The organism is Flavobacterium hydrophilum (assembly GCF_003202405.1).
GTDB lineage: Bacteria > Bacteroidota > Bacteroidia > Flavobacteriales > Flavobacteriaceae > Flavobacterium > Flavobacterium hydrophilum.
Window position 1 is genome coordinate 942,531 of record NZ_QJHL01000001.1, and the last position, 14,825, is coordinate 957,355.

The following is a 14,825-nucleotide window of genomic DNA, read 5'->3' on the forward strand; positions in this document are numbered from 1 at the left end:
ACAATTAACTTGTAATAAAAATAAAAAATGAATGATTTAAGCAATTATAGGAAATCTTATGAGAAAAGTGAATTATTGGAAGATTCTATTCCTGATGATCCAATTAATCTTTTTAACCGATGGTTTCATGAAGTAGAAAATTTTGGCGGAAGCGGAGAAGTAAATGCCATGACCGTTTCGACCATTGGCTTAGATGGTTTTCCAAAATCAAGAGTAGTTTTATTAAAGAAATTCTCTGAAGAAGGATTTGTTTTTTATACCAATTATAATTCTGAAAAAGGAAAAGCGATTGCAGCAAATCCGCATGTATGTCTGTCTTTTTTCTGGCAGGAAATGGAACGTCAGGTTATTATAAAAGGAATTGCTCAAAAAACTTCTGAAAATATATCAGACAATTATTTCGATTCACGTCCTGACGGAAGTAAATTAGGAGCTGTAGTTTCTAATCAAAGTGAAGTGATCCCGTCAAGATCTTTTTTAGAGGAAAATTTAAAAAAGCTGGAAAATGCTTTTGAAGGCAAATCGATATCAAGGCCTGAACATTGGGGAGGTTATTTAGTCACTCCATTAGAAGTTGAATTTTGGCAGGGAAGAGCTAATAGGCTGCATGACAGAATTAGTTATAAAAGCCAGTCTGATTTTAGCTGGTCGATTCAAAGATTAGCGCCTTAATTGTAAGAATTTTATATATTAATTAAAAATAGTAGTGCATTTCATCGATTAAATTTGTCATTTAAACGATAATTTTGTTTTTTTGAAGTGTAAATTAATAATGTTCCAATATTAAAACGAATTTGTCCCAAATTCTGCTTTGTATTTAACCTGATTATTTTATGAAGAAATTGCTTCCGACAATGCTGCTTTTAGCTGTTGTCTATTTTTTTGGTTCTTGTTCATCAGATTCAGTTGAAAACAGTAATGTCTCTAAATCTGAACTTGTAACAGAGTATAATTACAATGTTTCTGAATTAGAAGTGTTGCAATTAATAAACGAATATCGTGTGAGTATTGGATTGAATGCCTTAGTAACAGTCAATCACATCTCTTTTAAATCAGAGGAACACGATAATTATATGATTACAAATAAAGTTGTAAATCATAATGATTTTGTAGCCCGCTCAGAGAATATCATTGCTGTTCTGGGGGCCAAAAAAGTCGGAGAAAATGTTGCATATAACTATCAAACCGCCGAAGGTGTTTTAAGAGCCTGGTTAGATAGCCCAACCCATAAACAAAATATCGAAGGAGATTATACTCATTTTGGTATTGCTGTTAAAATTGATGCAGAAACCGGTAAAAAGTATTATACCAATATTTTTGCAAAAATTTAAAAAGAGAGTTAGTATTCAGGTTTAGTTATTAAGTCGTTGTAAAGTTCATAATATTTACAACGACTTATTTTTTTTAAAAAAAAGCTACCCCGAAGGGTAGCAAAGGTGAATTGGTTTTTGGTATTTTAATTTTTACAAAGCTGTAATAATAAATTCGCTTCTTCTGTTTTCCTGATGTTTTTCTTCACTACATTTTACCCCATCAGAGCATTCATTTACAAGTTCAGTCTCACCGTAGCCTCTGCCGGTTAAACGGTTTTTTGCCACACCATTCGTAATGAGCCATTCTATGGTAGATTTAGCTCTTCTGTCTGACAAAGCTTCGTTGTATTTATGACTTGCTCTGCTGTCTGTGTGTGAACGAATGTCCAGTTTCATTTTCGGATTTTCATTTAAAACGTCTAGTATTTTTTCTAAATCCAAAGCAGCTTCTTCCCGGATATTGGATTTGTCAAGGTCAAAATAAATCATTTTTATACCGAAACATTTTCCTAAATCATCCCCAATGGTGACTTTGCATTTAGCACTTTCTAAAGCAATTGGAAGATTTGTTTTGCCGGTTTTGTCAGGAATTTCAATGCTTACTTCTTTGGTATTATATTCCGGTTTTTCTGCCCTTACATAATACGTTTCTTTACATTCAACCTTAAAATTATAATTTCCTGTGTCGTCAGCATAGATGGTGCTTTTCAGATTTAATTCCCGATCATATAAACTAACTTTTGCTCCGGGTAAAATTATTCCTGTAGCTTCATCAGTAATAAGACCGTATAGTTCCTGACTGCATTTTAATCTTCGTGTTTCCAGAAATTTATAAATATCGTCAGAACCCCGGCCGCCATCTTTGTTGGAACTAAAATAACCTTCTCTTGTGGCAGTATCAATTGTGTAAGCAAAATCATCTTTAGGTGAATTGATGTCGGTACCTACATTTTGGATATCACTGATACTTCCGTCAGGATCAATCTGACCTACAAAAACATCCAGTCCGCCAAGTCCGGGATGACCGTCTGAGGCAAAATAAATTTCGTTTTCATTGCTCACATACGGAAATGTTTCTTTGCCTTCTGTATTAATTGATTTACCTAAGTTTTGCGGTTTACCATAATCACCGTTTTCATTGATACTAACCTTAAATATATCAGACTGACCAATACTTCCGGGCATATCAGAAGCAAAATATAAAGTTTTTTCATCAGGGCTAAGTGCAGGATGAGCAGTACTGTAATTGCTGCTGCTGAAGGGAAGCTCTCTAATATTAGTCCATTTGTCATTTTCAAGAGTCGCTTTGTATATTTTGATAAAAGTAATTTTGTCTTCATTTTTTCCTTTTTTTCCATCTATATAATTATTACGTGTGAAATAAATTGTTTTTCCGTCTTTAGTAAGCACTGGAGAAGATTCATGAAATTTAGTGTTTAAGGCAGTTTTGAATTTTTTGACTTTTGCTGAATCTCCATCTGTAACATACAAATTGGTAAAATATTCGCCTGTCCATTTGTGTTTGCGTTGTGAAAAATTACCGGTATCCCTTGCTGAAGCAAAATAGATTTTGTTATTGGATACAAAAGTGCTGTAGTCAGAATATTGAGAGTTGATTCCGGCATCCTCAATATTATAGCGGCCTGAATTGGCTTTGATCTTATCCAGGTAATTTGTGTTTTCTTTGTAAAGTTTACCACGGTTGTCATTCGGATATTTAGAGTTAAATTCGTTAAGAATTTTATTAGCCTGATCCGCTTGTCCTGTTGATTTTAGAGATTGGGCATATCTGTAATAAAATTCAGGTTCAGGATTTTTATTCATGGCAAATAACTCGCCGTACCATTTTGCAGCCCCTTCAAAATCTGAATTAAAATAATAGGAATTTCCTAGTTTTTTAAACATATCTTCAGACTTGTATCCTTTCCGGGCTACTCTCTCATAGGTCTTTATGGCATCGATATAAGCATAGCCATCGTATTTTTTATCAGCAGCGTTTACTTTCGATTGTTGGGAATAACATTTGAACGAAAAAACACTTACTATTGTGAAGCAAAGGAGTATAAAACTTTTCATAATAACTATTTTTAAAAGAAACGAGGAGTTGTCATTTTACCATTTTTAGTAACGAATTCATAACGCAGGAATATTTCATGGGATCCTGAGTTGTAATTGTTTAAGTTGGTGGTTTCACGATCGTAGCCATATCCCAGATAAAGACCGTCAGAAATTTGAAATCCAACCATAGCGCTTAATGAAGCACTCCATCTGTAAGCAACACCTACTACAAATTTGTCGATAAACATAAAATTGGCTGATGCATCTACTTGTAGTGGAGCTCCTTCTACCATTTTGGTCAAAATGGCAGGTTTGAATTTTATATATTCATATTTGTCCAGATCGAAAACATAACCGGCCATAAAATAGTAATTGATTTTATCTTTATAAATGACAATATCATTGTCGTTATAACGATTCGTTTCAATAAAATTCGGTACTGATAAACCTAAATATGCTTTATCTGAATGCCAGTAAACTCCGGCACCTACATTTGGAGAGAATTTATTGTTGAAATCCTGAAATTGCGGATCTCCTGAAACATCCGGATTTAGTTTATTCACATCCAGATTGAACATGTTTGCTGTTCCTTTGATACCAAAAGATAATTTAAAATCTGCCGATGTCTGAACGGTATAAGAAATATCAACAGAGAAGTTAGTCTCATTTGTAGGGCCAATTTTATCATTGACTAACGAAGCACCAATTCCTAAATTACTGTTGTTTATTGGTGTATTGACAGACAGGCATCCTGTTTCCGGGGCACCATCTAATCCAACCCATTGTGTACGGTATAAGCCGAAAACGCTTAAAGCTCCACGGGAACCTGCATAAGCAGGATTGATGTTTATGGTATTGTACATGTATTGCGTAAATTGAGCATCTTGTTGTGCAAAACTTACCATGGATACAAACATAAGGGCGAAGGAAAATAATTTTGTTCTCATAGTAGCTATTTTTTTGCAATTATTACTAATGATTTTTATCAATGAAAATCCTTAACAATAAGCCCTATATTCACTTACTCAAACAAGGATTTTTTTATTAATTATTGTAATTCGGTGTAAACAACTTACACCGAATTACAAATTGTATTTATTTTGATAAATAAAGAAAACCGTCTTTTTTGTTAGATTGAGAGTTATTATTACCATCTAAAGATTTGTAAGTGATAATGTAGAAATAGGTTCCTGTAGGCAGTCCTTCAGATTGCTTAATAGTGGTTCTGCCTCTGGAAGTTCCGTCAAAAGCGTTTGTAGTGTTATTGTAATTAGTAGTTTCAAATACCAATATTCCCCAGCGGTTATAGATTTCTACAGTATTTGTAGGATAACAGGTTGTCAGATCAATATTGTCAATTTTGAAAAAATCATTGATACCGTCACCATTAGGAGAGAAAGCATTATGAACTAATACATTTTCGCAGGCTAATACTCTGCAATCATCATTTACAAGCAGGTTCAATGAAACACTTTTTGGACAATCTTCGTTAGTTGTTTTGTATTCAAAAGTATAACTGCCTAATGCAAGACCAAAAACATTCAGAATACTTCCCTGTAACGCATTTGTACTATTTGTATCAGTCCAGATTCCTGTTGTAGAAATGTTTTCCGGCAATAAACTGGATAAGTTTAGAGGTGATGAATCAGCATTACACGCTTCATCATTAATGTTAATAACAACATTTGAAGGTTGCGTGATAGTCACGGTTGCTGTTGCTGAACATACCAGATTGTTATTGTTTACTGCTGATGTTGCTGTAAGGGTATAGACTCCGGCACGTAAACCGGTGCTACCCACAACTTCATTGTTTGCATTTGTAATAACTACTACAGAACCAGGGCTGTTCGTTATTAAAATAGAACCGTTATTGCCTTCAAAACAGCTAACATTTGAAGCCGTCCCCATTACAGAAATTTTATTTTCAACAGTAAATTTTTGTACCAATTCAGTTTTATTACCAGCACAATCTGTTAAGGTATAAGTTCTGGTTAAAACAAATGCATTTCCTTCGCAGCCGCTTCCTCCATTATTCGAATCACTTATCGAGATGTTTACGCTTTCACTGCAGTTGTCTGATGCATTTATTATGTCTTGAGGGCTTCCGGCAGGAATAGCAGCTACATTTTGTAAGTTTGTTACATCTGCAGGTGCTGTACCTGTTGGAGGTGTTGTATCTCTTACAGTTATAACCTGAAAATGAGAAACTGTATTTCCGCTGCAATCACTTGTTGACCACGTACGTGTTAATGTGTAATTGCTTGCACATTCATTCTCAATACCAGTTTTTACTTCTGAGAATACGATTGGTAAATTTCCGTTGCAATTATCAGAAGCTTCCATAACTGCCGGTTCAGGAACAGCATCGCAAGAAACAGTAATATCTGTTGGAAGAGTTCCTGTAAACATAGGAGGTGTTGTATCTTCGATAGTGATTACCTGATTGAAAGTATCGGAAGTGTTTCCACAATCGTCTTTTACAGTCCATGTGTTGGTGTAAGTTCCGGCATTTCCACAACCTTCAGAAGCCATAAACTGACCGCTTACTTTTACGATATTGGATACATCGGTATCACAAAGATCAGAAGCTGTTGGAAACATTGCCTGAGCGTTTTCCAATCCTGAAAGGTCGCTGCATTGTAAAGTCACATTCAAAGAAGCAGTTTCAGTAGCCCAAGTAGGTGCAGTGGTGTCTTCGATTGTTATTACCTGAGTGAAAGTATCGGAAGTGTTTCCACAATCGTCTTTTACAGTCCATGTGTTGGTGTAAGTTCCGGCATTTCCACAACCTTCAGAAGCCATGAACTGACCGCTTACTTTTACGATATTGGACACATCGGCATCACAAAGATCAGAAGCTGTTGGAAACATTGCCTGAGCGTTTGCCAATCCAGAAAGATCGCTGCATTGCAAAGTCACATTCAAAGAAGCAGTTTCAGTAGCCCAAGTAGGCGCTGTGGTATCTTCGATAGTAATTACCTGAGTGAAAGTATCAGAAGTGTTTCCACAATCGTCTTTCACGGTCCATGTGTTGTTATAGGTTCCGGAATTTCCACAACCTTCAGAAGCCATAAACTGACCGCTTATTTTTACGATATTGGATACATCGGTATCACAAAGATCAGAAGCTGTTGGAAACATTGCCTGAGCGTTTGCCAATCCTGAAAGATCACTGCATTGCAAAGTTACATTCAAAGAAGCAGTTTCAGTAGCCCAAGTAGGCGCTGTGGTGTCTTCGATAGTGATTACCTGAGTGAAAGCATCAGAAGTGTTTCCACAATCGTCTTTCACGGTCCATGTGTTGGTATAGGTTCCAGAGTTTCCACAAACTTCAGAAGCCATAAACTGACCGCTTACTTTTACGATATTGGATACATCGGTATCACAAAGATCAGAAGCTGTTGGAAACATTGCCTGAGCGTTTGCCAATCCAGAAAGATCGCTGCATTGTAAAGTCACATTCAAAGAAGCAGTTTCAGTAGCCCATGTTGGCGCAGTGGTGTCTTCGATAGTGATTACCTGAGTGAAAACATCAGAAGTGTTTCCACAATCGTCTTTTACAGTCCATGTGTTGGTGTAAGTTCCGGCATTTCCACAACCTTCAGAAGCCATGAACTGACCGCTTACTTTTACGATATTGGACACATCGGCATCACAAAGGTCAGAAGCTGTTGGAAACATTGCCTGAGCGTTTTCCAATCCTGAAAGGTCGCTGCATTGTAAAGTCACATTTAAGGAAGCCATTTCAGTTGCCCATGTCGGAGCAGTGGTATCTTCGATAGTAATTACCTGAGTGAAAGTATCGGAAGTGTTTCCACAATCGTCTTTCACGGTCCATGTGTTGGTATAGGTTCCAGAGTTTCCACAACCTTCAGAAGCCATAAACTGACCGCTTACTTTTACGATATTGGATACATCGGTATCACAAAGATCAGAAGCTGTTGGAAACATTGCCTGAGCGTTTTCCAATCCTGAAAGGTCGCTGCATTGTAAAGTCACATTTAATGAAGCCATTTCAGTTGCCCATGTTGGAGCAGTGGTATCTTCGATAGTAATCACTTGAATGAAACTATCCGTAACATTTCCACAATCATCTTTTGCAATCCATCTATTGGTATAAGTTCCTGCATTGGCACAGCTTTGAGAAGCTGTGAATTCGCCGATGGTTTTAATATAAGTAACTATAGTACAATTTGCAGTTGCAGTTGGAGCCTGATTTTGAGCAGCTAGTAATCCAGAAGTGTCGCTGCATTGTAAAGTAACATTTAAATCACCTGTCTGTGTAATCCATGTTGGTACTGCATTATCTTCAATGGTGATTACTTGTGTAAAAATAGTAGAAGTATTTTGGCAAATATCTTTTGCTTCCCAGGTATTGGTATAAGTTCCTGTACTTCCACAGTTTCCTTTTTGTAATTCTCCGCTTGTTTTGGTATAAGTTACAGTTCCTCCGCAATTATCGGTAGCTACCGGAGCCTGAGCCTGAGCTGTTGCTAAGCCTGCAGTGTCACTACATTGTAAAGTAATATTCAAGGAAGCTGCAACTGTTGTCCACATTGGCGCAGTTGTATCCTGAATAGTAATGGTTTGTGTAAATATGGTTGAAGTATTCAAACAAATATCTTTTGCTTCCCATGTATTGGTGTAAGTTCCGGAGTTGATACAGGAACCAGCCATAAAGCTTCCGCTTGTTTTGGTGTAGGTTACAGTTCCTCCACAATTATCAGTAGCTATTGGCGCTGCTGCCTGAGCAGTTGCTAAAGCGGAAAGATTACTACACTGCAAAGTCACATCTAGAGAAGCTGCAGCAGTTGTCCATGTTGGTGCTGTGGTATCCTGAATAGTTATGATTTGCGTAAAAGTTGTAGAAGAATTGTTACAAATATCTTTTGCAACCCAGGTATTGGTATAAGTTCCTGATTTTACACAAGATCCTGCGGTAAATGCTCCGCTTGTTTTGGTATAAGTCACAGTTCCTCCGCAATTATCGGTTGCGATTGGAGCAGTAGCCTGAGCGTTTGCCAAAGCAGAAAGATCACTACATTCCAGAGTTACATTCAAAGCATTAGCAGCAGTTGTCCACATTGGCGCAGTTGTATCCTGAATAGTGATGGTTTGTGTAAATAAGGTTGAAGTATTCAAACAAACATCTTTTGCAACCCATGTATTAGTGTAAGTTCCAGAGTTTACACAGGAACCAGCCATAAAGCTTCCGCTTGTTTTGGTATAGGTTACAGTTCCTCCGCAATTATCGGTTGCGATTGGAGCAGTAGCCTGAGCGTTTGCCAAAGCAGAAAGATCACTACATTCCAGAGTTACATTCAAAGCATTAGCAGCAGTTGTCCACATTGGCGCGGTTGTATCCTGAATAGTGATGGTTTGTGTAAATAAGGTTGAAGTATTCAAACAAACATCTTTTGCTTCCCAGGTATTAGTGTAAGTTCCGGAGTTGATACAAGAACCAGCCACAAAGCTTCCGCTTGTTTTGGTATAAGTCACGGTTCCTCCACAATTATCGGTAGCTATTGGTGCAGCTGCCTGAGCGGTAGCCAAACCTGAAAAATCACTACATTGTAAAGTTGCATCTAAAGAAGCTGCAGCAGTTGTCCACATTGGCGCAGTAGTATCCTGAATAGTGATTGTTTGTGTAAATATGGTTGAAGTATTCAAACAAACATCTTTTGCTTCCCAGGTATTGGTATAAGTTCCGGAGTTGATACAGGTACCTGCCACAAAGCTTCCGCTTGTTTTGGTGTAGGTTACAGTTCCTCCACAATTATCGGTAGCTATTGGTGCAGCTGCCTGAGCGGTAGCCAAACCTGTAAGATCACTACATTGCAAAGTCACATCTAGAGAAGCTGCAGTAGTTGTCCATGTTGGAGCAGTAGTATCCTGAATTGTAATTACCTGAGTGAAAGTAGTTGATGAATTGTTACAAACATCTTTAGCTACCCAGGTGTTCGTATATGTTCCAGAGTTTACACAGGAACCAGCCATAAAGCTTCCGCTTGTTTTGGTGTAGGTTACAGTTCCTCCACAATTATCGGTAGCCACAGGAAATAATGCCTGAGCTGTTGCTAAACCTGTTATATCACTGCATTGCAAAGTCATATTTAAGGCATTTGCAGTCGTTGTCCAGATTGGTGCCGTTGTGTCGTTAACAGTAACTATTTTTTCACAAGTAGAACTGCATCCATTTAAAGTAGTAGTTAATAATAATTTAAACGTTGTATTACAAGTAGAACCAGCTAAAACAGTTACGTTTTGTGCATTTGCAGCAGATGTGATTGTAGCACCATTTGCAGTTGCTGAAGGCAAAGACCACGCATAAGTAGTCATATTGGCTGGAGCTGTATAAACATTAGAAGAAGACAAACATACAGGACCAGAAGTACCTGCAATGGAGCAACCAATAGGGGCATTTACCGTTACGGTTGCTTCACTTGTAGCAATAGCATTTCCAGAGCATAAACCTGAATTAGAAAATATTGCTCTGAATAATGTAGTTTCTGTTAAATTACCTGTATTATAAGCTGTTAAACCTGCAGTATTAGGGATATCTACCCACACTGAAAATGGAGCAACAGATGATTGCCACTTACTTACAGTAGAATTAGCATTTAGACCGGTTATTGTTAAAGCGCTGCTAGCCCCTGAACAAATAGTCGTGTTTGGTCCAACTGTTCCTTTTAGCGGAATTCCAAAAGTAAGCGGAGTATTAATACATTGGCTTGAATTAGGAGAGTTACCGCTAACAGATGCTAATTTTGTAACATTGATTATGCCAGGGTTATTTGGATCACAAATATTAATTCCCAAACTACCAAAAGGAATATTAAACTCTAAAAATGTAGCACCAGAATTACAATTTGCGTTACCTGCCTGCACAGCAAGGCCTGGAGGGATAACGTTAGTTTGAGTTTTAACATTTCCATTTCCTGTATATAAAGTAAAACCATTTCCGTTAGAATTAATCTCTAAGATATATTCAGCACCAGCTACACTAATAGTACCTCCAAATGAGTCTGATGTTAATCCGGTCAAAGGATTATTATTGGTATCTAAGTACAATCTAAAAAGTGCTGAACCACCATTACCAATGTCCATACCTAACCTTAATACTTGATTTTGAGTGTCAACTTTAGCGTGAATCGTTCCAATTTGACACGTTGAAGAAGGACTAGCTAATAATACTTTGCTATAAACAGTGCCAGTTGCATATTCATCACCAACTGTACTGGGACCTGGGCAATAATCTCCATCATATGTGTTTTGAGAATAGCCATTTGTAATAAATATTAAAAGTAACGCTATCAAAACGCCTTTAATATTGATATTTTTAAAAAAATAAGTAATGATTTCCATAATCTCTAATTTTATTAAGTTAGGATTAAAATGTTTTGGACTTCCTATCTTTTAATGAATTTTTTGGGTTATTCAGTTAAAGGACATTTTAGATCAAGTGATTTGAAATAATTTGGCATTGCGATTATCTCAAATTTTTAACAGAAATTATATGAATCAAAATTATATACATTGGTTTAATTATGTTTTTTTTATCTGTAACTAACCTGAAAAAACGTTTAAGTGCGTTTTTTTGTTAAATAACTATCTTGAAATGGTTTTTTTTAATAGAATTATAACAAGTTAAAAATGATTTTTTTTCGTTTTTTAGAATGTTTTTTATAATTGAGTTTGTGATGTATGTTTTTGTAAGTCAATATTTTGTGTTGTTTTGTTTGCTTATTCGAACACATCGATTAAGTGATTATTTTGACAGATGAATAACACGTTTTTTTAATAAACAATTTCATCTTAAAATTTTATTTCTGTTAAAACTTACTTTGAAATGTTAACAGAATAAAAAAAACATAGGCTATTGAAATATCTTTTGTAAATTAGAAATTGAATAACTTCTATTGGTATCTATTCTTAAAAATATATTTTATGAAAAATTTAATTTTAATACGACATGCAAAATCTAGTTGGGAAGCCCCTTTAAAGGATTTTGACAGACCTTTAATGAAAAGAGGTATTTTAGATGCTCATAGTGTTTCAGCAGCTATTTCGAAATTTCTCCCAAAAACCTATACAATCTGGAGCAGTACTGCTGCCAGGGCCTTAGAAACGGCTATCATTTTTGCCCAAAATTTATCATACCCATTAGAAAGCATTTTATTCAAAGACGAATTGTACACGTTTGATGAAAGACATCTGGAAAAAGTTATTAAATCATGTGATAATAGTTTAGAAAGCGTTATTCTTTTTGGACATAACGAGGCTATTACAAATTTTGTTAATAAATTTGGGGATGTTTTTATAGATAATGTCCCAACTGCTGGTTTTGTATCACTGCAATTTGATTCAGAAAGCTGGGACCTGATAGATAAAGGCAAAACCCAAAAAACAATTTTCCCCAAAGATTTAAAATAAATAACGTGCACGAACAGAAATATATCGACAGAGAAAAAAGCTGGTTAGCATTTAATGCAAGAGTACTTCAGGAAGCCGCAGATAATACGGTTCCGCTTTTAGACAGACTTCGTTTTGTTGGAATTTTTTCAAACAACCTAGATGAGTTTTTCAGGGTTCGATATGCTGCCATCCGCAGACTGAGCCTTTCCGGAATTTCCGGAGAAAAATACCTTGGAGGAGTTTCTGCTCAGCAATTAATTAAAGATATTACCGAAATCGTGATTCAGCAACAATCTGAGAGCTTACGTATTTTAGGTAATATTGAAGCTGAACTTGAGGCAGAAAACATCTTTATCATCACCGAAGATGAAATTACAAAAGAGCAGGAAAATTATTTGAAAGACTTTTTTGTTCAAAAATTAAGTCCTGAATTAGTAACGATTATATTAAACGACTTAGCAGAATTTCCCGTTCTTAAAGATACTTTAGGATATTTGGCCGTTCGACTGGAAATGAACAAAAATGATGAAATTCGTTATGCTATAATTGAAATTCCTAAAACAATAAACAGATTTGTTGTCCTGCCTTCAAATGATGAAAAACATTATGTTATTCTAATCGATGATGTCATTCGCCATAACCTGAAAAATATTTTTAATATTTTCGACTACAAAAGTGTTTCGGCACATATGATTAAAATTACGCGCGATGCACAGTTGGATATAGACAGCGATTTGAGTAAAAGTATGCTCGAAAAAATTGCATCTTCTGTTAAAGACAGACGAATTGGTGAACCGGTTCGTTTTATTTATGACAGTCAGATTGAAGACGACACACTGCATTTCTTTCTGGATAAAATGAAAATCGTAGAAACAGATAGTATTATTCCGGGCGGAAGATATCATAATCGTCGTGATTATATGAGTTTTCCTAATTTAGGAAGATACGATTTACTTTATAGACCTAATGAACCATTACCAATTCCGGGATTAAGTTTAGGAGGAAGTATTCTGGAGAAAATCAGTAAAAAAGATTATTTGCTGCACGCTCCTTACCAGTCATTTTCTTACCTGACAAAGTTTTTGCGTGAAGCAGCTTTAGATCCAAAGGTGACCAGCATCAAAATTACTTTATATCGTTTGGCTAAGAATTCCCAAATTATCAGTTCGCTGATAAACGCAGCTAAGAATGGTAAAAAAGTGACAGTTCAAATCGAACTTCAGGCCCGTTTTGATGAAGCAAGCAATATTTCCTATGCGGAACAAATGCAAACAGAAGGAATTGAGCTTATTTTTGGAATCAAAGGCTTAAAAGTACACAGTAAAATTTGCGTAATTGAAAGAGCGGAAGACGAAAAAATGCGTCGATACGGTTTTATTTCAACAGGTAATTTTAACGAAGCTACAGCTAAAATTTACACTGATGTAACCCTTTTTACCTGCAATCAGGGAATCTTAAAAGACATTTCAAAAATATTTGAATTTTTTGATATCAATTACAGGGTTCATAGGTATAAGCATTTAATTGTGTCACCACATTATACGCGTACCAAGTTTATTAAGCTGATAGACCGTGAAATTTTACATGCTTTGGCAGGTAGAAAAACACATATAAAGTTAAAAATGAATAGTTTGTCTGATTTTAAAATGATCGACAAACTATATGAAGCTAGTAATGCAGGAGTTAAAATTCAGCTTCAGGTAAGAGGAATCTGTTCTTTGATTCCAGGCATTCCGGGCATGAGCGAGAATATTGAGGCAATTAGTATAGTTGATAATTATTTAGAACATTCAAGAGTATATATTTTTGGAAACGCCGGTTTAACCGAAGTGTACATTTCGTCTGCTGATTTTATGACCCGAAATCTCGATGGAAGAGTAGAAGTTACTTGCCCAATTTATGATTTGTCTATTAAAAAAGAGTTGATAGATAATTTTAATATTGCCTGGAAAGGAAATGTAAAAGTGAGATACCATTCTTATAAACTAGACAATAAGTACAAACCCCGAAATCATCATGCTCCTTTCAGGGCACAATTGGAAACGTATAAATATTATCAAAATAAGACAGAAATAGCAGAAGAGGCTGTTCAAAAAACAAATTAATAACTACACAAATTTTAAATTTCAAATCATAAAGTGAGCATGATTAAAATAAAAAAATACGCAGCAATAGATATTGGTTCAAATGCTATGAGGCTTCTGATATCGAATGTTGTAGAACAAGAAGGCAAAGAGCCTCAGTTTAATAAAAGTTCACTTGTTCGTGTGCCAATACGTCTGGGGCAGGATGCCTTTACGGTTGGTGAAATTTCGGCTGAAAATATAGACAGAATGGTTGATGCTATGAAAGCATTTAATCTTTTAATGAAAGTTCATAAAGTAGAAAGATATATGGCTTTTGCAACTTCAGCCATGCGTGAGGCATACAATGCTAAGGAAGTGGTAGAGCTGATTAAGAAAAAAGCGGACATAAAAATTGAAATTATTGATGGAAAAAAAGAAGCGGCTATTATTGCTTCTACAGATTTACATCATTTGCTTAGAACAGACCAAACCTACCTTTTTGTAGATGTAGGTGGCGGAAGCACCGAATTTACCCTATTTTCTGATGGAAAAATGATTACTTCAAGGTCTTTCAAAGCGGGGACAGTTCGTTTGCTGAATAATATGGTTCATGATGTGGTTTGGGATGAAATTGAAAAATGGATCAAAACCAATACCAAAGATTATGAGGAAGTTACGCTTATTGGTTCTGGAGGAAACATCAATAAATTGTTTAAAATGTCTGGAAAGCAACAGGAAAAACCACTTTCATACATTTACATCAATTCTCAATATGCTTTTTTAAACTCTCTGACTTACGAACAAAGAATTGCTGAATTAGGTCTGAATTCTGACCGTGCCGATGTAATTATCCACGCAACCCGTATTTATCTGAATGCGATGAAATGGAGTGGGGCACGCCAGATTTATGTTCCAAAAATCGGACTTTCTGACGGAATCGTAAAAGCAATGTACTACGGTAAAATTTAATTTA

The 14,825-nt window shown here is 35.9% G+C and carries 8 protein-coding genes; 5 read left to right on the forward strand and 3 right to left on the reverse strand.

Annotated features, from left to right (window positions below; translation table 11 throughout):
• The first annotated feature begins 27 nt into the window (after positions 1 to 27).
• Complete coding sequence (gene pdxH / locus DMB68_RS03790) at positions 28 to 672, forward strand: pyridoxamine 5'-phosphate oxidase (RefSeq protein WP_110345325.1); 645 nt, start codon at positions 28 to 30, stop codon at positions 670 to 672.
• Positions 673 to 833: 161 nt separating this feature from the next.
• Positions 834 to 1,331 carry a CAP domain-containing protein gene (locus DMB68_RS03795; RefSeq protein ID WP_110345326.1) on the forward strand — a complete coding sequence of 166 codons (498 nt, stop codon included), beginning with the start codon at positions 834 to 836 and terminating at the stop codon, positions 1,329 to 1,331.
• A gap of 132 nt (positions 1,332 to 1,463) precedes the next feature.
• Here DMB68_RS03795 and DMB68_RS03800 read toward each other — a convergent pair whose 3' ends face one another.
• From DMB68_RS03800 to DMB68_RS03810, 3 genes are all read right to left on the reverse strand, one after another.
• Positions 1,464 to 3,389 carry an OmpA family protein gene (locus tag DMB68_RS03800; protein ID WP_110345327.1) on the reverse strand — a complete coding sequence of 642 codons (1,926 nt, stop codon included), beginning with the start codon at positions 3,387 to 3,389 and terminating at the stop codon, positions 1,464 to 1,466.
• An 11-nt stretch (positions 3,390 to 3,400) separates the two neighbouring features.
• Positions 3,401 to 4,318 carry a PorP/SprF family type IX secretion system membrane protein gene (locus DMB68_RS03805; RefSeq protein ID WP_110345328.1) on the reverse strand — a complete coding sequence of 306 codons (918 nt, stop codon included), beginning with the start codon at positions 4,316 to 4,318 and terminating at the stop codon, positions 3,401 to 3,403.
• A gap of 148 nt (positions 4,319 to 4,466) precedes the next feature.
• A complete protein-coding gene (locus tag DMB68_RS03810; protein ID WP_110345329.1) occupies positions 4,467 to 10,736 on the reverse strand; it encodes a gliding motility-associated C-terminal domain-containing protein in 6,270 nt (2,089 codons plus the stop codon).
• Positions 10,737 to 11,318: 582 nt separating this feature from the next.
• Here DMB68_RS03810 and DMB68_RS03815 point away from each other — a divergent pair.
• Genes DMB68_RS03815 through DMB68_RS03825 form a run of 3 tightly spaced genes read left to right on the forward strand, consistent with a single transcriptional unit; the run spans position 11,319 to position 14,821 of the window.
• Positions 11,319 to 11,804, forward strand: a complete 486-nt coding sequence (locus DMB68_RS03815) for a SixA phosphatase family protein (protein ID WP_110345330.1) — start codon at positions 11,319 to 11,321, stop codon at positions 11,802 to 11,804.
• A 5-nt stretch (positions 11,805 to 11,809) separates the two neighbouring features.
• On the forward strand, positions 11,810 to 13,891 hold the full coding sequence (gene ppk1 / locus DMB68_RS03820) for a polyphosphate kinase 1 (RefSeq protein ID WP_110345331.1): 2,082 nt from the start codon (positions 11,810 to 11,812) through the stop codon (positions 13,889 to 13,891).
• Positions 13,892 to 13,930: 39 nt separating this feature from the next.
• A complete protein-coding gene (locus DMB68_RS03825; RefSeq protein ID WP_110345332.1) occupies positions 13,931 to 14,821 on the forward strand; it encodes a Ppx/GppA phosphatase family protein in 891 nt (296 codons plus the stop codon).
• Positions 14,822 to 14,825: the final 4 nt, after the last annotated feature.

Coding starts and splice junctions, on each gene's coding strand:
- DMB68_RS03800 (WP_110345327.1), bottom strand. CDS start 3,389: ATGAAAAGTTTTATACTCCTTTGCTTCACAATAGTAAGTGTTTTTTCG.
- DMB68_RS03810 (WP_110345329.1), bottom strand. CDS start 10,736: ATGGAAATCATTACTTATTTTTTTAAAAATATCAATATTAAAGGCGTT.
- DMB68_RS03825 (WP_110345332.1), top strand. CDS start 13,931: ATGATTAAAATAAAAAAATACGCAGCAATAGATATTGGTTCAAATGCT.
- pdxH (WP_110345325.1), top strand. CDS start 28: ATGAATGATTTAAGCAATTATAGGAAATCTTATGAGAAAAGTGAATTA.
- DMB68_RS03805 (WP_110345328.1), bottom strand. CDS start 4,318: ATGAGAACAAAATTATTTTCCTTCGCCCTTATGTTTGTATCCATGGTA.
- DMB68_RS03815 (WP_110345330.1), top strand. CDS start 11,319: ATGAAAAATTTAATTTTAATACGACATGCAAAATCTAGTTGGGAAGCC.
- DMB68_RS03795 (WP_110345326.1), top strand. CDS start 834: ATGAAGAAATTGCTTCCGACAATGCTGCTTTTAGCTGTTGTCTATTTT.